This is a genomic window from Enterobacter sp. JBIWA003 (assembly GCF_019968825.1).
GTDB lineage: Bacteria > Pseudomonadota > Gammaproteobacteria > Enterobacterales > Enterobacteriaceae > Enterobacter > Enterobacter quasiroggenkampii.
On the sequence record NZ_CP074170.1, the window covers coordinates 931,669 to 949,599 of the forward strand.

Sequence of the window (17,931 nt, forward strand, 5' to 3'; positions counted from 1 at the left end):
TCGCCGTGCCCTTTTTATTTAAGTTGGCTGAAATGCAGGATAATCAAACGCAACCCGACACCACCTTTACGCTCAACCATCTCTCCTTTCGCGTACCCGGGCGCACCTTGCTGCATCCGCTCTCTTTGACGTTCCCCGCAGGTAAAGTCACTGGCCTGATTGGTCACAACGGTTCCGGTAAGTCCACGCTGCTCAAGATGCTGGGACGCCATCAGCCGCCTTCAGAAGGCGACATTCTGCTGGATGACCAACCGCTCGAGAGCTGGAGCAGCAAAGCGTTTGCCCGCAAAGTGGCGTATCTGCCGCAGCAGCTGCCGCAGGCGGAGGGGATGACGGTGCGAGAGCTGGTGGCGATTGGGCGTTATCCGTGGCATGGCGCGCTTGGACGCTTTGGCGTGGCCGACAGAGAGAAAGTGGAAGAGGCGATTGCGCTGGTTGGGCTAAAGCCGCTGGCGCACCGTCTGGTGGATAGCCTGTCCGGCGGTGAACGCCAGCGCGCGTGGATTGCGATGCTGGTGGCCCAGGACAGCCGCTGCCTGCTCCTTGATGAACCCACCTCCGCGCTCGATATCGCCCATCAGGTCGATGTCCTGGCGCTGGTGCACCGCTTAAGCCAGCAGCGTGGTCTGACGGTGATTGCGGTGCTGCACGATATCAACATGGCCGCGCGTTATTGTGACTACCTCGTCGCGCTGCGCGGCGGCGAAATGATTGCGCAGGGAACGCCCTCCGAGCTGATGCGCAGCGAAACGCTGGAACATATTTATGGTATTCCGATGGGTATTCTGCCTCACCCGGCCGGGGCTGCACCGGTGAGCTTCGTCTACTGATGCTCGACAACATGCGCATTAGCCGCCGTCGCCTGCTGACGGCGATGGCCCTCTCACCGCTGCTGTTAAAAATGAATGCGGCGCGTGCCGCCGCCGTCGATCCGCACCGCATAGTCGCTCTGGAGTGGCTGCCGGTCGAGCTGATGATGGCGCTCGGCGTCACGCCCTACGGCGTGGCGGACATTCCTAACTATAACCTCTGGGTGAACGAGCCGAAGCTGCCGGACTCGGTGATCGACGTCGGCCTGCGTACGGAGCCAAACCTCGAGCTGCTCACCCAGATGAAACCCTCGTTTCTGTTCTGGTCCGCGGGCTACGGTCCGTCAGAAGAGGTGATGGCGCGCATTGCGCCCGGGCGCGGATTCGCTTTCAGCGACGGTAAAAAACCGCTGGCCGTAGCGAAAAATTCGATTGGCGAGATGGCGCATTTCCTTAACCGGGAAGCGGAGGCCAAACGGCATCTCGCCGAATTTGATGCCCTGATCGACTCCCTCAAGCCGCGTTTTGCTCACCGGGGCGATCGTCCGCTGCTGATGGTGACGCTGCTGGATGCCCGCCATATGCTGGTCTTTGGTAAAAACTGCCTGTTCCAGGAGGTGCTGGACAGCTTCGGCATTCGCAACGCCTGGGAAGGGGAGAGGACGTTCTGGGGCAGTACCGCTGTGGGTATCGATCGCCTCGCGGCGTTTCGCGATGTGGATGTGCTGTGCTTCGATCACGGCAACGAGCGCGACATGCAAACCCTGATGGCGACCCCGCTCTGGCAGGCGATGCCGTTTGTGCGCGAGCGGCGCTTCCAGCGCGCTCCGGCGGTCTGGTTCTACGGCGCGACGCTGTCGGCGATGCATTTTGCCCGCGTGCTGGATAACGCCCTGGGAGGTAAAGCATGAGTACGCGTATTGCCCGTTTCCCGGCGCTTCTGCTGATGCTGATTTTTCTTGCCGCGCTGGCGTTAACCGGGTTCAACCTCTCTGCCGCGTTACCGCGCGCGCAATGGGGAGCCGCGCTGGCCTCGCCGGATATCGACAATATTCAGCAGATGCTGTTCCACTACAGCCTGCTGCCGCGTCTGGCAATCTCCCTTTTAGTCGGTGCCGGCTTAGGGCTGGTGGGCGTGCTGTTCCAGCAGGTGTTACGTAACCCGCTGGCGGAGCCAACCACGCTCGGCGTCGCGACCGGCGCACAGCTTGGGATCACTATCACCACGCTGTGGGCGCTGCCGGGAGCGTTAACCTCGCAGTTTGCGGCACTCGCGGGGGCGTGCGTAGTGGGCGCACTGGTCTTTGGCGTGGCCTGGGGTAAACGCCTTTCTCCGGTAACGCTTATCCTGGCCGGGCTGGTGGTGAGCCTCTACTGTGGCGCCATTAACCAGCTGCTGGTGCTTTTCCACCACGATCGGCTGCAAAGCATGTTCCTGTGGAGTACCGGTACGCTCACCCAAACCGACTGGAGCGTTGTGCTGCGCCTGTGGCCGCAGCTGGCTGGCGGTGTCGTGCTGACGCTGCTGCTCCTGCGTCCCCTGACGCTGATGGGACTGGATGATGGCGTGGCGCGTAACCTGGGGCTGGCGCTGTCGCTGGCTCGACTGGCGGCGCTGACGCTGGCGATTGTATTGAGCGCCCTTCTGGTGAATGCGGTTGGCATCATCGGGTTTATCGGCCTGTTTGCGCCGCTGCTGGCGAAAATGCTTGGGGCGCGTCGTTTGCTGGCGCGTCTGCTGCTGGCCTCGCTGATTGGGGCGCTGATCCTCTGGCTTTCCGATCAGCTTATTCTCTGGCTGGCGCGGGTCTGGCGTGAAGTCTCCACCGGCTCGGTCACCGCGCTGATCGGTGCGCCGCTGCTGCTTTGGCTGCTGCCGCGTCTGCGCAGCATGAGCGCACCGGCGATGGATGCGGGCGATAAAGTCCATACTGAGCGTCAGTCGGTACTGTGGTTTAGCCTTGTCGGGCTGGTGGTGCTGATTATCGCCTCGTTCGCGGCGCTCTCATTCGGACGCGATGCCGCTGGCTGGCACTGGGCAACGGGTGATTTACTCAACGCCCTGCTGCAGTGGCGCTGGCCGCGTATCCTCGCTGCGCTGATCGCAGGCGTGATGCTGGCGGTGGCAGGTTGCATTATTCAGCGTCTGACCGGCAACCCGATGGCGAGCCCGGAAGTGCTCGGGATCAGCTCTGGCGCTGCCTTTGGCGTGGTGCTGATGCTGTTCTTCGTGCCGGGCAATGCGTTTGGCTGGCTGATGCCTGCCGGCAGTCTCGGGGCGGCGGTTACGCTGATGATTATCCTGATTGCCGCTGGTCGAGGCGGGTTTTCACCGCACCGTATGCTGCTGGCGGGGATGGCGCTCAGCACCGCATTCACGATGCTGCTGATGATGCTGCAGGCAAGCGGCGATCCGCGTATGGCGAAGATCCTGACCTGGATATCCGGCTCAACGTACGGCGCGACCGGCAGCCAGGCGATCGGGTCCGGGATCGTGATGATCGTACTGCTGGCGATGGTGCCGCTGTGCCGTCGCTGGATGACCATTCTGCCGCTCGGCGGGGAAACCGCGCGCGCGGTGGGAATGGCGCTGACGCCAGCGCGTGTCGCGTTGCTGCTGCTCGCTGCGTGCCTGACGGCGACGGCGACCATGACGATTGGCCCGCTGAGTTTTGTGGGGCTAATGGCGCCGCACATTGCCAGAATGATGGGGTTCCGCCGGACGATGCCGCATATCGTGATGTCGGCCCTGACGGGCGGGGTAATGCTGGTGTTTGCGGACTGGTGCGGAAGAATGGTGCTGTTCCCGTATCAGATCCCGGCGGGTCTGCTGTCGACCTTTATCGGTGCGCCGTATTTTATTTATCTGTTGAGAAAGCAGAGTCGGTAATAAAAGTAAACGGCAATCCTTAGATTGCCGTTTTAGTGTTTGCTCCCTCTCCCCGTGGGAGAGGGTTGGGGTGAGGGCATCAAGCCGCACATCTTACAGTTTCGCAAACACCTTACGCGCCGCGTCAATGGTGTTATTGATATCTTCTTCACTGTGCGCCACGGACATAAAGCCCGCTTCGAACGCTGACGGTGCCAGGTATACGCCTTCTTCCAGCATCAGGTGGAAGAAGCGCTTGAAGCGTTCAACGTCGCACTTCACCACGTCCTGATAGCAGGTCACGGTTTTCGCCTCGGTGAAGAAGATCCCGAACATGCCGCCCACGTGGTTAACCACCAGCGGAATACCGGCTTCCTCTGCCGCTTCCAGCAGGCCGTTTGCCAGCTGCGTCGTCCGGTCGGTCAGGGTTTCGTGGATGCCTGGCTGAGCCACTTCGGTCAGGCAAGCAAAGCCCGCCGCCATCGCGATAGGGTTACCGGAGAGCGTGCCCGCCTGGTAAACCGGGCCGGTGGGTGCCAGCGCTTCCATGACGTCCTTACGCCCACCGAATGCGCCAACCGGCATGCCGCCGCCGATGATTTTACCCAGGCAGGTGAGGTCCGGCTCCACGCCGTAATAAGACTGTGCGCCCGCCAGCGCCACGCGGAAGCCGGTCATCACTTCGTCGATGATCAGCAGCGCGCCGAACTCATCGCACAGGGCGCGCAGGCCCGGCAGGAAGTCAGGCTGCGGTGGGATACAGTTCATGTTGCCTGCAACCGGCTCAACGATGATGCAGGCGATCTCCTGCGGATACTGCTCGAACGCCGCGCGAACGGTGTCCAGATCGTTGTAGGTGCAGGTCAGGGTATGCTTCGCGAAGTCAGCCGGTACGCCAGGTGAGTTTGGCTGGCCGAGCGTCAGCGCGCCGGAACCCGCTTTCACCAGCAGGCAGTCCGCATGACCGTGGTAGCAACCCTCAAACTTGATAATCTTGTCGCGACCGGTAAAGCCGCGCGCCAGGCGGATGGCGCTCATGGTCGCTTCGGTGCCGGAGTTCACCATGCGCACCATGTCCATGGTCGGGACCAGCTCGGTGACCAGCTCCGCCATTTTCACTTCCATTTCGGTTGGCGCACCGAAGCTCAGGCCGCGCTGAGCGGCTTCAATCACCGCGTTACGAATGGCCGGGTGGTTGTGTCCCAGCACCATAGGGCCCCAGGAGCCGACATAATCGATATAGGCTTTGCCATCGACATCATACAGATACGCGCCGTCAGCACGTTCGATAAACAGCGGCGTGCCGCCCACGCCGGTAAAGGCGCGCACAGGTGAGTTCACGCCACCCGGAATAAGCTCGCGGGCTGCACTGTAGAGGTTTTCAGACTTGCTCATGGCGTCGTTCCTGGTTCGTATAAAATGATTAAGCCCACTATTCTAAGTGATTCGGGGAAGGTTATGAAATTTTTAGCCGGGTAATGCTTTAAGATTTGTTAAGTAATTTTCAGGAGACGGTGGGGCTGTCTCTGGTAAAATCCTCGCGGCTTTTTGTATGACGAATAAGTACAGGACATGAAATCAGATTCTCCGTCTTTTGAAGAACAACAGTTTACGCGCGCCCAGCATCGAATCAGTATTCGACGGCTGCTCAATCGCGATAAAACGCCGCTGGCGATCCTGCTGGCCGCTGCCGTGGTGGGAACACTCGCCGGTCTGGTGGGCGTGGCGTTTGAAAAAGCGGTTAATGCCGTGCTCAACTGGCGAGTGGGAACCGTGGCCGGTTTCGCCGACAGCCGATGGCTGGTCTGGGTTGCTGCGTTCGGGCTGTCGGCGCTGTTTGCCATGGTGGGGTATTTCCTGGTGCGTAAATTTGCGCCGGAGGCGGGCGGGTCCGGCATCCCGGAAATTGAAGGGGCGCTGGAGGAGTTGCGTCCGGTGCGCTGGTGGCGTGTCATCCCGGTGAAATTTATCGGCGGCATGGGTACGCTGGGCGCGGGGATGGTTCTTGGCCGGGAAGGGCCTACGGTTCAGCTGGGCGGGAACGTCGGCCGCATGGTGGGCGATCTGTTTCGGATGCGCAGCGCCGAAGCGCGCCATACGCTGCTGGCAACCGGTGCGGCGGCGGGGCTGTCGGCGGCCTTTAACGCGCCGCTGGCGGGCATTTTGTTTATCATCGAAGAGATGCGCGCGCAGTTTCGCTACAACCTGATCTCCATTAAAGCGGTGTTTACCGGCGTCATTATGTCGAGCATCGTGTTTCGCCTCTTTAATGGCGAAGGGGCGGTCATTGAGGTGGGTAAACTGACCAACGCGCCGGTGAACACCCTGTGGCTTTACCTGATCCTCGGCATGATTTTTGGCGTGGTGGGGCCGCTGTTTAATACCTTTATCTTACGCGCTCAGGATATGTTCCAGCGTATTCACGGTGGGAATACGACCAAATGGGTGCTGATGGGCGGCCTGCTGGGCGGAATCTGCGGCGTGCTCGGGTTTATCGAGCCGAATGCCGCTGGCGGCGGTTTCGGGCTGATCCCCATTGCGGCGGCGGGGAACTTTAGCGTGGGTCTGCTGCTGTTTATGTTTATCTCCCGCGTCATCACGACGGTGCTCTGTTTTTCCTCCGGCGCGCCCGGCGGGATATTCGCCCCGATGCTGGCACTGGGAACCTTGCTGGGCACCGCGTTTGGTATGGCGGCGGAAGCGGGCTTTCCCGCCTATCACCTTGACGCCGGGACCTTTGCGGTGGCCGGAATGGGCGCGCTGCTTGCCGCCTCCCTGCGCGCGCCATTGACCGGGATCGTGCTGGTGCTGGAGATGACGGATAATTACCAGCTCATTTTGCCAATGATCATTACCTGTCTCGGCGCGACACTATTAGCCCAGTTCCTGGGTGGAAAACCGCTATACTCCACCATTCTTGCGCGTACTCTGGCAAAACAAGAGGCGGAGCGGGCCGCAACGCAGAATACTTGAATGAATTACCAGGGTATTAGATAATGACACAAAGAATTGGGTGAATTTTACCCAATAGCAGTAGCAGTATTCATGGGAGCATAAGATGAGTGATGATGTAGCGTTGCCGCTGGAGTTTACCGAAGCAGCAGCCAACAAAGTGAAAACCCTGATTGCCGACGAAGACAATCCGGATCTGAAACTGCGTGTCTATATTACCGGCGGCGGCTGCAGCGGCTTCCAGTACGGTTTTACCTTTGACGATCAGGTTAACGATGGCGATATGACCATCGAGAAACAGGGCGTTGCGCTGGTGGTTGACCCGATGAGCCTGCAATATCTGGTGGGCGGTTCGGTGGATTACACCGAGGGTCTGGAAGGTTCGCGCTTTGTGGTCACCAACCCGAACGCAACAAGCACCTGCGGGTGTGGTTCTTCGTTCAGCATTTAAGCCTGAATGCGGATTGTAGGCCCGGTAAGCGAAGCGCCACCGGGCTTATAAACGACGCCTATCTTGAATTTTCATCCAGCGCAAACGTCGGCAGCTTCAGGTGCCAGCGTATCGCCGCTAGACGTATCACCAGCGTCACGACCATCCCCAGCATCGCGGCGTTTTCCAGCGGAAATGCAAACGTGTAGTACGCGGTCGCATGGACAATGCCGCCCGCAATACAGGCCGTCGCGTAAATTTCAGTACGCAGGATCATCGGTACCTCACGCGCCAGAATGTCGCGAATGATCCCGCCGCCTACGCCGGTTAATACGCCCATGCAGATCGCCACCATCGGACCGGTGCCCGCATTAAACGCCTTATTGACGCCAATACCGACAAACACGGCCAGACCGACGGCATCCAGTACCGGCAATATCCATTTTGGTAATCGGCGGGGCTGGCGAACCAGCACAATGGTTAACAGGCAGGTGACCATCGCGACCACCAGATCGGTCGGATCTTTCACCCAAAACACCGGGCCATTCGCCAGCGCCATATCGCGGATTGTCCCGCCGCCCACGGCGGTCACCACGCCTAGTACCAGCACGCCAAACGGATCCATGCGTAGTTTTCCGGCGAGCAGGACGCCGGAGATAGCAAAAACGGCTGTGCCAAGAATATCCAGCCAATAAACGAGCATCGTTAAATCCTCGAAAAGGGTCTTATGTTAGTGACTCTCTGCCAGCGCGGCACAGAGCTGTTTTGCGGCGAGGATAATACGCGGGCTGGCGCGTTCAAACCAGTCGCTGTTGAGGGGTATTACCGGTATTTTTAGCTGCTTTTGCCAGAATTGCTCAATTTTGGGAATTTCGCTCGCATTTCCGACCACGACGATGGCCTGTGGCTGGCGCGCCAGAACCTGCTCACGGCTTACCTGAGGCCACGGCACCCGGCTGGCTGCAAAGATGTTTTCACCGCCACAAACTTCCAGCACCTGGTTTTGAATCGACCCTTTTCCGGTGGTGAACAGCGGCTGGCTGCCAAACTGCAGGAAGATGCGCTTTTTAACAGGGGTATCGTATCGGGATTTCAGCGCGGCATAGTCGCTCAGCATCTGTTTCGCCGCAGCCTCGGCTTTTTTGGGCGTAGGGCTATAGGGTGCCAGGGCGCGTAGCGCCTGTGCGACCTGTTCAATGCTGACGGCATCAATCCACATGACCTTTATGCCAAGGGAAGTGAGCTGGTTGACCTGCCGCTCGGCGTTGCCGCCACGCCAGGCCAGAATGAGATCCGGTTTCAGCGCCACGATGCGCTCAAGGTTCATCCCTTGCCAGGTAGCCACTTGCTCAATCCCCGCGGCCTGCGGCGGATAATCGGAAAAGCTGCTCACGCCGACGGGCGTAATGCCGGCGGCAAACGCCAGCTCCGTATTGGCGGGAGAGAGCGTAATCACGCGCGGTACAGCATAGAGCCACAGCGGGGCGAGCAGAAGCAGGGCGGCAAGCGCCCTGAGGGTATGTTTAGCCACGTGCCAGATTCTGCACCAGGCGTTCCACCATCACGGTGGACTGTTTTGCCGCAACGGTCAGGAACTCGTCGAAGCTGATGTGGGACTGCTGGTCAGCCACGTCAGAGATGGCGCGAACCACCACAAACGGTACGTTGAAGTTATGGCAAACGTGCGCAATCGCAGTCGCTTCCATCTCAACGGCCACCGCCTGAGGGAAGTTATGACGGATTTTCGCCAGACCCACGGAACCATTGATGAACGCGTCACCGCTGACAATCAGACCGCGTACCGCGTTGAGGTTGAGCTCCGCAATGCAGGTCTCTGCCGCCGCAATCAGTTTGTCGTCCGCTTTAAACCCTGCCGGGCAGCCCGGAAGCTGGCCGTACTCGTAACCGAACGCGGTGACGTCAGCATCGTGGTAACGCGCTTCGTCGGAAACAACGATGTCCCCCACCTTCAGCGTCGGCGCCAGGCCGCCCGCAGAGCCGGTATTCACGATCACGTCCGGCTTGCAGCGCTCAAGCAACAGGGTGGCACCCAGCGCCGCAGCGACTTTACCGATGCCTGATTTCAGCAGAGCCACGTCAACACCGTTTAGCTGACCGGTATAGATCTCACAACCCCCCAGAGAGAGGGTCTGACGGTTCTCAATTTTGTCACGCAGGAGCGTAACTTCTTCTTCCATTGCACCAATAATGCCGATTTTCATAGATTTACTCGCGATGTGCCTTGTTAAGATGCATAGTCTATCATGCGGTTAAGGGGAAACGCATTCTCACGCGGGGGAGCACATGTCACCAATCGATTTTCGCACCAAAATTAACTGGCACCGACGTTTCCGTTCGCCGCAGGGCGACAAGAGCGAACATGAGATCCTGCGTATCTTCGAAAGCGATCGCGGGCGGATCATTAACTCGCCCGCCATCCGCCGTCTGCAGCAAAAAACCCAGGTCTTTCCGCTGGAGCGTAACGCCGCGGTGCGCACGCGCTTAACCCACTCTATGGAGGTGCAGCAGGTCGGGCGCTATATAGCTAAAGAGATTTTGAGCCGCCTCAAAGAGCAGCGCTTGCTGGAAACCTATGGTCTGGACGAGCTGACGGGGCCTTTCGAGAGTATCGTTGAGATGGCCTGCCTGATGCATGACATCGGCAACCCGCCTTTCGGTCATTTTGGTGAGGCGGCAATCAATGACTGGTTTAAACAACGGCTCTACCCTTCGGATGCGGTAAGCCAGCCGCTGAGCGACGACCGCTGCATCGTACGCGATTTACGCCTGCGTGAAGGCGAAGAGGGGCTGAACGATTTGCGCCGCAAGGTGCGCCAGGATCTCTGTCATTTTGAAGGCAACGCGCAGGGGATCCGGCTGGTCCACTCCCTGATGCGTATGAACCTGACCTGGGCACAGGTCGGCTGCATTCTGAAATATACGCGCCCCGCGTGGTGGATGGGGGAGACGCCCGCGTCCCACAGTTATTTAATGAAAAAACCGGGCTATTATCTTTCCGAAGAGGCCTATATTGAACGGCTACGTAAAGAACTTTCATTGACGCCAAACGGCCGCTTTCCATTGACCTGGATTATGGAAGCCGCCGATGATATTTCCTATTGCGTGGCCGATCTGGAAGACGCGGTTGAGAAAAGAATCTTCAGCGTCGAGGAGCTTTATCAGCATCTTTATACGGCCTGGGGCACCCATGAAAAAGGCTCGCTGTTTGCGCAGGTTGTCGAAAATGCCTGGGATAAATCGCGCTCAAATACATTAAGCCGCAGTACGGAAGATCAGTTCTTTATGTATTTGCGGGTCAATACATTAAATAAGCTGGTGCCGTACGCGGCGTCGCGCTTTATTGATAATTTGCCGCTGATTTTCAGCGGGGAATTCAACCATGCGCTACTGGAAGATGACAGCAGTTTCAGCCAGCTCCTCGAGCTTTATAAACATGTGGCGATGCGGCATGTCTTCAGCCATCCGGATGTCGAACAGTTAGAGCTGCAGGGCTACCGGGTGATCAGCGGGTTACTGGAAATTTATGCCCCGCTGCTCCAGCTGTCCGTTGACGAATTCAGCGAGCTGGTGGAACACGAGCGCGTGCGCCGCATCCCCATCGAATCCCGACTTTATCAGAAACTCTCTACCCGACACCGTCTGGCGTATGTCGAAGCGATTGGCAAGCTGGATCGTCATTCTCCCCAGTGGCCGGTGATGGAATATTATTATCGCTGCCGTCTTATCCAGGACTATATCAGCGGCATGACGGATTTGTATGCCTGGGATGAATATCGCAAGCTGATGGCGGTGGAATAACGCCGGAGTTTTGTAAAGACGGCCAATAAATTTTTACCTTTTCCATAAACTTATCGCCGGAACTAAGCGGTATAAAACGAATCTGAGTTACACAGCAATTTTGCGTTACCTGTAAATCGAGATTGAGAAACATGAAAAAAACCACATTAGCAATGAGTGCACTGGCTCTGAGTTTAGGTTTAGCGCTGTCTCCTCTGACTGCTACTGCAGCCGAGACCGCGTCGTCGGCAGCAACCGCGCAGCAGATGCCAAGCCTGGCACCGATGCTCGAAAAAGTGATGCCATCGGTGGTGAGTATTAACGTTGAGGGTAGCACGACCGTCAATACGCCGCGCATGCCGCGTAACTTCCAGCAGTTCTTCGGCGACAACTCGCCGTTCTGCCAGGACGGTTCGCCATTCCAGAGCTCTCCGTTCTGTCAGGGCGGTGGCGCAGGGGATGACAGCCAGGGCGGCGGCCAGCAGCAGAAATTCATGGCGCTTGGCTCGGGGGTAATCATTGATGCAGCGAAAGGCTATGTCGTCACTAACAACCACGTTGTCGATAACGCGAACAGCATTAAGGTTCAGCTGAGCGATGGCCGTAAGTTTGACGCCAAAGTGGTCGGCAAAGACCCGCGTTCTGACATTGCGCTGATCCAGATTCAGGATCCGAAAAACCTGACGGCGATTAAAATTGCCGACTCCGACGCGCTGCGCGTGGGCGACTATACCGTGGCGATCGGTAACCCGTTCGGTCTGGGTGAAACCGTGACCTCGGGTATCGTCTCTGCGCTGGGCCGTAGCGGTCTCAATGCCGAGAACTATGAGAACTTCATCCAGACGGATGCGGCGATCAACCGCGGTAACTCCGGCGGTGCGCTGGTCAACCTGAACGGCGAACTGATCGGTATCAACACCGCGATCCTCGCCCCGGACGGCGGCAACATCGGGATCGGTTTTGCTATCCCAAGTAACATGGTGAAAAACCTGACCGCGCAGATGGTGCAGTATGGCCAGGTGAAACGCGGTGAGCTGGGTATCCTCGGTACGGAGCTGAACTCCGAGCTGGCGAAGGCGATGAAGGTTGACGCCCAGCGCGGGGCATTCGTCAGCCAGGTGATGCCGAACTCCTCTGCCGCTAAAGCGGGCATTAAAGCGGGGGATGTGATCACCTCCCTGAACGGTAAACCGATCAGCAGCTTTGCCGCCCTGCGTGCGGAAGTCGGCTCTATGCCTATCGGCAGCAAAGTGACCCTTGGTCTGCTGCGCGACGGTAAGGCGGTTAACGTGAGCCTGGAGCTGCAGCAGAGCAGCCAGAATCAGGTGGACTCCAGCACCATCTTCAGCGGGATTGAAGGCGCCGAGATGAGCAACAAAGGCGCAGACAAAGGCGTGGTGGTGAACAACGTGAAAGCGAATTCACCGGCAGCCCGTATCGGCCTCAAGAAAGGCGATGTGATCATGGGCGCTAACCAGCAGCCGGTGAAAAATATCGCTGAACTGCGTAAAATTCTCGACAGCAAGCCTTCCGTGCTGGCGCTGAATATCCAGCGTGGTGATACCTCTATTTACCTGCTGATGCAGTAATCCTCTGAAGCCTCTGTTCGCAGGGGCTTTCTCGTTTCTGTGACCCTTCCCACAAGTCCATACTTCTTCCTCTCTCTTTGTGCATTCGCACAATGCAGCCGTCGCTGAACATCCCTATGCTTGAGCTCTGCTCACAGGAGGGTTCTATGGCTGGCTGGCATCTTGATACCAAAATGGCGCAGGATATCGTGGCGCGCACCATGCGCATCATTGATACCAATATCAACGTAATGGATGCCCGCGGGCGCATTATTGGCAGCGGCGATCGCGAGCGTATTGGGGAATTGCACGAAGGCGCACTGCTGGTGCTCTCCCAGGGGCGCGTAGTCGATATCGACGATGCGGTAGCGAAACACCTGCACGGCGTCCGTCAGGGCATCAATTTACCGCTGCGCCTTGAAGGCGAGATTGTGGGGGTCATCGGTCTCACCGGCGAGCCCGAGTCACTGCGAAAATACGGTGAGCTGGTCTGCATGACGGCGGAGATGATGCTCGAGCAGTCGCGCCTGATGCACCTGCTCGCTCAGGACAGCCGCCTGCGTGAGGAGCTGGTGATGAACCTTATTCAGGCGGAAGAGCATACGCCTGCGCTCAGTGAATGGGCGCAGCGTCTGGGGATCGACCTGAACCAGCCGCGCGTGGTGGCGGTGATTGAAGTCGATAGCGGCCAGCTGGGCGTAGACAGCGCGATGGCCGAACTGCAGCAGCTGCAAAATGCGCTGGCGACGCCGGAGCGCGATAACCTGGTGGCGATCGTTTCTCTGACGGAAATGGTGGTGCTCAAACCAGCGCTTAATGCGTTCGGCCGCTGGGATGCGGACGATCATCGTCGTCGCGTGGAGCTGCTGATCGCCCGAATGAAGGAGAATGGCCAGCTGCGTTTTCGCGTTGCGTTGGGCAACTACTTTACCGGGCCGGGCAGTATCGCCCGCTCCTGGCGCACCGCACGCACCACCATGATGGTGGGCAAGCAGCGAATGCCGGAGAGCCGCAGTTATTTTTATCAGGACCTGATGCTGCCGGTGCTGCTCGACAGCCTGCGCGGTGGCTGGCAGGCCAATGAGCTGGCGCGGCCATTGGCGCGCCTGAAAGCCATGGACAATAACGGCCTGCTGCGCCGGACCCTGCAGGTGTGGTTCCGTCATAACGTGCAGCCGCTGGCGACGTCAAAAGCGCTGTTTATTCACCGCAATACCCTGGAGTATCGGTTAAACCGAATTTCAGAGCTGACGGGGCTGGATCTGGGGAATTTCGACGACAGGCTGCTGCTGTATGTGGCACTGCAATTGGACGAGCAGAGATGACTGAGTGCGGTCTGGTGCCCTCACCCCATCCCTCTCCCACGAGGAGAGGGCGCAAACACTAAAAACGGCAATCAAGGATTGCCGTTTTGCTTTTATTTCCGGGTTAACTTCTCAAGATCCGCTTCAATCTCGCTGATCTTATTGGTAACAACGCTTTCAAGGTGACGCAGGTCGTCAAGGATCTTACGCTTGAGATCGACTTCGGTGCGGTCGCGCTGGCAGATCTGATCGAGTTCATCGATCACATAGCGCAGGTTAGGGCTGATTTCCTGTACTTCTTTGTATCCCTGTCCTACACCGTCAGCAACAACGGTCTTACGCTGGCGTGGGTATTTAAACTTCACGCTTTTGGCGAAAAACTCTCCTTTGTCCTTGTGAAAATAGATTTTCAAAATATCGTTGTTGGCTTCCTGGCGGAGGCTGTAACGATCAATTTCATCAGGATTGGTAATGCCCAGACTTTTCAGATTATCGTACATAGCGGTACCCTTGATCTCAACATAACCTTTGAATAATTAACGAAAAAATCTATTTTCGCCACCCTCAGATATAAAAAAAGCGGGGTTGCCCCCGCTTTTTGTTATACCCGATTAATCGATGGTGCGCAGCAATTCGTTGATGCCCACTTTACCACGCGTTTTCGCATCCACTTTCTTCACGATAACCGCACAGTACAGGCTGTATTTGCCATCTTTTGACGGCAGGTTGCCGGACACCACGACGGAGCCCGCCGGAACGCGACCGTAATGCACTTCGCCGGTTTCACGATCGTAAATACGGGTGCTCTGGCCGATGTAAACGCCCATGGAGATCACGGAGCCTTCTTCCACGATCACGCCTTCAACCACTTCAGAGCGCGCGCCGATGAAGCAGTTATCTTCGATGATGGTCGGGTTAGCCTGCAGTGGCTCCAGAACACCACCGATGCCCACGCCGCCGGACAGGTGAACGTTTTTACCGATCTGCGCACAGGAACCGACAGTTGCCCAGGTGTCGACCATGGTACCTTCGTCAACGTAGGCCCCGATGTTCACGTAGGATGGCATCAGCACGGTGTTGCGTGCGATAAAGGCGCCCTGGCGCACTGCCGCAGGCGGTACCACGCGGAAACCTTCTTTCTGGAAACGCGCTTCGTCGTAGTCAGCGAACTTCATTGGCACTTTATCGAAGTAGCGGCTTTCTGCTCCGTCGATAACCTGGTTATCGTTGATGCGGAAAGAGAGCAGCACGGCTTTCTTCAGCCATTGATGAGTGACCCACTGACCGTCGATTTTTTCTGCCACGCGCAGCGCGCCGGAATCCAGCAGGGAAATCACCTGGTTTACCGCTTCACGGGTCACGGTATCCACATTTGCCGGGGTAATCTCGGCGCGACGCTCAAAAGCGGACTCAATAACGTTCTGTAACTGCTGCATTGTTTACTCTTTCCATTTCACTAAAAAACATATCACCCTTTATCGTTTGGATTGAGGGCTGCTGTCAACCGTTGTTGCACTTCAAGCTGCAGGTCATTATTAAGGGCACGCCGGTCGGCGGTGGCGATTATAAATAAATCTTCTACTCGCTCGCCAATGGTTGTAATTCGGGCCCCATGAAGCGAAATTCCCAGATCGGCAAAAACCTGGCCGACGCGGGCGAGCAGCCCCGGCTGGTCGAGCGCGATCAGCTCGAGGAACGATTTACGATCGGTGTGGGTTGGCAGGAAATTGACTTCGGTATCCACGGTGAAGTGGCGCAATTTCGCCGGCTGGCGACGCGGCTGCGGGGGTTGCCAGCTGCGCTGGGTGATCGCCTGCTCCAGACCAAAACGTATCCCTTCATGCCTGTCCGACGACAGCGGGCTGCCGTCCGGCTCCAGCACGATAAATGTGTCCATTGCCATGCCGTCGCGGGTGGTGAAAATCTGCGCGTCGTGCACGCTCAAATTACGCCTGTCCAGCTCGGCGCAGACCGCAGCAAACAGATAAGGGCGGTCCGGGCTCCAGATGAAAATCTCCGTCCCGCCGCGGGTGGCCTGCGGGCTCAGCAGGATCATCGGCTGGGACAGATCGTGCTTGAGCAGATGCCGCGCGTGCCACGCAAGCTGGTTTGGGCTGTGACGGACAAAATAGTTGGCGCGGCAGCGGGCCCAAATCTGATGTAGCGCCTCTTCATCAATGTTATCCATCCGCAGCAGCGCCAGCGCCTGCAACTGGTGGTGACGCACGCGCTCGCGCATGTCTGGCGTGTTCTGCATCCCGCGACGCAGCTGTTTTTCGGTGGCGAAGTACAGCTCGCGCAGCAGGCTCTGCTTCCAGCTGTTCCACAGGGTTTCGTTGGTGGCGCAGATATCGGCCACCGTCAGGCAGACCAGATAGCGCAGACGATTTTCCGTCTGGACCTCTTCGGCGAACTGCTTAATGACTTCCGGGTCCTGGATGTCACGGCGCTGGGCGGTGACCGACATCAGCAGGTGATGGCGCACCAGCCAGGCCACCAGCTGCGTTTCACGTGAGTTCAGGCCGTGCAGCTCGGCAAATTTCAGCACGTCCTGCGCGCCGAGCACCGAGTGGTCGCCGCCGCGACCTTTGGCGATGTCGTGGAACAGGGCGGCAATCAGGATCAGCTCCGGATGGGTCAGGCGCGGCCACAGCTCGACGCACAGCGGGTGGCGGGAGCGCGTCTCTTCTTTCGCAAAGCTTTCCAGCTTGAGCATCACGCGGATCGTGTGTTCATCCACCGTGTAGGCGTGGAACAGATCGAACTGCATCTGCCCGACGATGTGCGACCACTGCGGCATATAGGCCCACAGCACGCTGTGACGGTGCATCGGCAGCAGACCGCGGCTGACGGCACCCGGGTGGCGGAGCATGCTCAGGAACAGCGAACGGGCTTCCGGGATATAGCACAGCGGCTCCGTCAAATGGCGGCGCGCGTGGCGCAGATGGCGCAGGGTGGTGGAGTAGATCCCGGTGATGGTACTGTTGCGCACCATGGTATAGAACATCCGCAGAATCGCTTCCGGCTCGCGGATAAACAGCGTTTCGTCGCGGAGATCGATAAGCGTGCCGCGCAGCTGGAATTCGTCATCAATCGGGCGCGGCTTTTCGTCGGCCGTCAGGGCCAGAATGGCCTCGTCGAACAGCTGCAACAGCATCTGGTTCAGCTCGGTCACCCGGCGGGTGACGCGGAAGAAATCCTTCATCATGTGCTCAACCGGCTCGTTACCCTCGCCCTGGTAATTCAGGCGCTGCGCCACGCTGAGCTGGCGGTCAAACAGCAGACGGTTATCGTAGCGCGTAACTTCCAGATGCAGGGCAAAGCGGATGCGCCAGAGCAGGTGCAGACACTCGTTGAGCTCGTTACGCTCCGCCTCGGTTAAAAAGCCGAAGCCAACCATCTCGTCCAGCGAGGTGGCGCCAAAATGGCGTCGGGCGACCCACTGTAGCGTGTGGATGTCGCGCAGGCCGCCGGGGCTGCTTTTAATATCGGGTTCAAGGTTATAGCTGGTGCCGTGGTAGCGCTGGTGGCGCTGGTTTTGCTCCTCGACTTTCGCGGCGAAGAACTTTTCTGACGGCCAGAAGCCGTCGCTGAAGATGTGTTTTTGCAGCTCCAGGAACAGCGCGACGTCGCCAATCAGCAGGCGGGTTTCAATCAGGTTGGTGGCGACGGTCAGGTCCGACAGCCCTTCAAGCAGACACTCTTCCAGGGTACGCACGCTGTGGCCGACTTCCAGCTTTACGTCCCAGAGCAGGGTCAGCAGCTCGCCGATTTTTTGCGCCTGTTCGTCCGGCAGCTTTTTGCGGCTTAAGATCAGGAGATCGATATCGGAAAGCGGATGCAGCTCACCGCGGCCATAGCCTCCGACGGCAACCAGCGCAACATCGCTGATTTGTCCAAACCCATAATCGATCCACAGGCGCTGCAGCAGCTGGTCGATAAATTCGGTGCGCGCCTCAATCAGCTGTTCTGCCGATATGCCCGCATCAAATGCGCTGCCCAGCCAGCGGTGAAAGACATCCATGTGCGCCTTGATGCCGGCACAGGTCAGCTCGTGCTGCGGCCAGACACCCGGGTTATCGGGCTGGTCGGGGAGGGTGGGAAGGGCTGTGTTAGCATACTGTTCGGGTAAAAGATTACTCATCGTGCGCCACCCATAAGAAAAAGCTATAGCCATTAAAAAAGCCGGCATTTGCCGGCT

Annotated in this window: 15 protein-coding genes; 8 read left to right on the plus strand and 7 right to left on the minus strand. The window is 58.2% G+C overall.

Going from position 1 to position 17,931, the window contains the following annotated elements:
- The first annotated feature begins 32 nt into the window (after positions 1 to 32).
- Genes fhuC through fhuB form a run of 3 tightly spaced genes read left to right on the plus strand, consistent with a single transcriptional unit; the run spans position 33 to position 3,699 of the window.
- Positions 33 to 830, plus strand: coding sequence for a Fe3+-hydroxamate ABC transporter ATP-binding protein FhuC (fhuC, locus tag KGP25_RS04420; protein WP_047346397.1), 798 nt, complete (start codon positions 33 to 35; stop codon positions 828 to 830).
- Positions 830 to 1,720, plus strand: coding sequence for a Fe(3+)-hydroxamate ABC transporter substrate-binding protein FhuD (fhuD, locus tag KGP25_RS04425; protein ID WP_223540032.1), 891 nt, complete (start codon positions 830 to 832; stop codon positions 1,718 to 1,720). Before fhuC ends, fhuD begins: the two co-directional genes overlap by 1 nt.
- Entirely contained in the window at positions 1,717 to 3,699 is a 1,983-nt protein-coding gene (gene fhuB / locus KGP25_RS04430) for a Fe(3+)-hydroxamate ABC transporter permease FhuB (protein WP_223540033.1), read from the plus strand. The genes fhuD and fhuB overlap by 4 nt, the downstream gene beginning before the upstream one ends.
- A gap of 93 nt (positions 3,700 to 3,792) precedes the next feature.
- Here the strand turns inward: fhuB and hemL are convergent, their stop codons facing one another.
- Positions 3,793 to 5,073, minus strand: a complete 1,281-nt coding sequence (gene hemL, locus KGP25_RS04435) for a glutamate-1-semialdehyde 2,1-aminomutase (RefSeq protein ID WP_048225686.1) — start codon at positions 5,071 to 5,073, stop codon at positions 3,793 to 3,795.
- A 177-nt stretch (positions 5,074 to 5,250) separates the two neighbouring features.
- Here hemL and clcA point away from each other — a divergent pair, with 177 nt between their 5' ends.
- Positions 5,251 to 6,651, plus strand: a complete 1,401-nt coding sequence (clcA, locus tag KGP25_RS04440; RefSeq protein ID WP_045907827.1) for a H(+)/Cl(-) exchange transporter ClcA — start codon at positions 5,251 to 5,253, stop codon at positions 6,649 to 6,651.
- 85 nt (positions 6,652 to 6,736) lie between these two features.
- On the plus strand, positions 6,737 to 7,081 hold the full coding sequence (erpA, locus tag KGP25_RS04445; RefSeq protein WP_013095643.1) for an iron-sulfur cluster insertion protein ErpA: 345 nt from the start codon (positions 6,737 to 6,739) through the stop codon (positions 7,079 to 7,081).
- Between the two features lie 58 nt (positions 7,082 to 7,139).
- On the opposite strand, the gene KGP25_RS04450 is transcribed toward erpA, so the two are convergent.
- From KGP25_RS04450 to mtnN, 3 genes are read right to left on the minus strand one after another with little or no spacing between them, the layout of a single operon-like run.
- Positions 7,140 to 7,763, minus strand: a complete 624-nt coding sequence (locus tag KGP25_RS04450; RefSeq protein ID WP_223540034.1) for a TRIC cation channel family protein — start codon at positions 7,761 to 7,763, stop codon at positions 7,140 to 7,142.
- A 27-nt stretch (positions 7,764 to 7,790) separates the two neighbouring features.
- Positions 7,791 to 8,591: a vitamin B12 ABC transporter substrate-binding protein BtuF gene (gene btuF, locus KGP25_RS04455; protein WP_223540035.1), complete on the minus strand. Its 801-nt coding sequence runs from the start codon at positions 8,589 to 8,591 to the stop codon at positions 7,791 to 7,793.
- Positions 8,584 to 9,282, minus strand: a complete 699-nt coding sequence (mtnN, locus tag KGP25_RS04460) for a 5'-methylthioadenosine/S-adenosylhomocysteine nucleosidase (protein ID WP_008501920.1) — start codon at positions 9,280 to 9,282, stop codon at positions 8,584 to 8,586. Before mtnN ends, btuF begins: the two co-directional genes overlap by 8 nt.
- 82 nt (positions 9,283 to 9,364) lie before the next feature.
- Between mtnN and dgt the strand changes: the two genes are divergently transcribed.
- The 3 genes from dgt (at position 9,365) to KGP25_RS04475 (ending at position 13,751) form a co-directional block, all read left to right on the plus strand.
- Positions 9,365 to 10,879 carry a dGTPase gene (dgt, locus tag KGP25_RS04465; RefSeq protein ID WP_063620833.1) on the plus strand — a complete coding sequence of 505 codons (1,515 nt, stop codon included), beginning with the start codon at positions 9,365 to 9,367 and terminating at the stop codon, positions 10,877 to 10,879.
- Between the two features lie 131 nt (positions 10,880 to 11,010).
- A complete protein-coding gene (gene degP, locus KGP25_RS04470; RefSeq protein ID WP_025756813.1) occupies positions 11,011 to 12,447 on the plus strand; it encodes a serine endoprotease DegP in 1,437 nt (478 codons plus the stop codon).
- 146 nt (positions 12,448 to 12,593) lie between these two features.
- On the plus strand, positions 12,594 to 13,751 hold the full coding sequence (locus KGP25_RS04475; RefSeq protein ID WP_223540036.1) for a CdaR family transcriptional regulator: 1,158 nt from the start codon (positions 12,594 to 12,596) through the stop codon (positions 13,749 to 13,751).
- Positions 13,752 to 13,843: 92 nt separating this feature from the next.
- On the opposite strand, the gene KGP25_RS04480 is transcribed toward KGP25_RS04475, so the two are convergent.
- The 3 genes from KGP25_RS04480 to glnD form a co-directional block, all read right to left on the minus strand.
- Positions 13,844 to 14,230 (minus strand): DUF3461 family protein, encoded by a 387-nt coding sequence (locus KGP25_RS04480; protein WP_014168696.1) that lies wholly within the window; start codon positions 14,228 to 14,230, stop codon positions 13,844 to 13,846.
- A gap of 111 nt (positions 14,231 to 14,341) precedes the next feature.
- The gene (gene dapD / locus KGP25_RS04485) at positions 14,342 to 15,166 is read right to left on the minus strand and encodes a 2,3,4,5-tetrahydropyridine-2,6-dicarboxylate N-succinyltransferase (protein ID WP_008501915.1); all 825 of its coding nucleotides are present in this window, start codon (positions 15,164 to 15,166) and stop codon (positions 14,342 to 14,344) included.
- A 32-nt stretch (positions 15,167 to 15,198) separates the two neighbouring features.
- The gene (glnD, locus tag KGP25_RS04490; RefSeq protein WP_053077067.1) at positions 15,199 to 17,874 is read right to left on the minus strand and encodes a bifunctional uridylyltransferase/uridylyl-removing protein GlnD; all 2,676 of its coding nucleotides are present in this window, start codon (positions 17,872 to 17,874) and stop codon (positions 15,199 to 15,201) included.
- Positions 17,875 to 17,931: the final 57 nt, after the last annotated feature.

Bases quoted from the DNA above. Each gene is read 5' to 3' on its own strand.
- erpA (WP_013095643.1), top strand. From the start codon at position 6,737: ATGAGTGATGATGTAGCGTTGCCGCTGGAGTTTACCGAAGCAGCAGCC.
- KGP25_RS04450 (WP_223540034.1), bottom strand. From the start codon at position 7,763: ATGCTCGTTTATTGGCTGGATATTCTTGGCACAGCCGTTTTTGCTATC.
- fhuC (WP_047346397.1), top strand. From the start codon at position 33: ATGCAGGATAATCAAACGCAACCCGACACCACCTTTACGCTCAACCAT.
- KGP25_RS04480 (WP_014168696.1), bottom strand. From the start codon at position 14,230: ATGTACGATAATCTGAAAAGTCTGGGCATTACCAATCCTGATGAAATT.
- dapD (WP_008501915.1), bottom strand. From the start codon at position 15,166: ATGCAGCAGTTACAGAACGTTATTGAGTCCGCTTTTGAGCGTCGCGCC.
- mtnN (WP_008501920.1), bottom strand. From the start codon at position 9,282: ATGAAAATCGGCATTATTGGTGCAATGGAAGAAGAAGTTACGCTCCTG.
- clcA (WP_045907827.1), top strand. From the start codon at position 5,251: ATGAAATCAGATTCTCCGTCTTTTGAAGAACAACAGTTTACGCGCGCC.
- fhuB (WP_223540033.1), top strand. From the start codon at position 1,717: ATGAGTACGCGTATTGCCCGTTTCCCGGCGCTTCTGCTGATGCTGATT.
- dgt (WP_063620833.1), top strand. From the start codon at position 9,365: ATGTCACCAATCGATTTTCGCACCAAAATTAACTGGCACCGACGTTTC.
- glnD (WP_053077067.1), bottom strand. From the start codon at position 17,874: ATGAGTAATCTTTTACCCGAACAGTATGCTAACACAGCCCTTCCCACC.
- hemL (WP_048225686.1), bottom strand. From the start codon at position 5,073: ATGAGCAAGTCTGAAAACCTCTACAGTGCAGCCCGCGAGCTTATTCCG.
- fhuD (WP_223540032.1), top strand. From the start codon at position 830: ATGCTCGACAACATGCGCATTAGCCGCCGTCGCCTGCTGACGGCGATG.
- KGP25_RS04475 (WP_223540036.1), top strand. From the start codon at position 12,594: ATGGCTGGCTGGCATCTTGATACCAAAATGGCGCAGGATATCGTGGCG.
- degP (WP_025756813.1), top strand. From the start codon at position 11,011: ATGAAAAAAACCACATTAGCAATGAGTGCACTGGCTCTGAGTTTAGGT.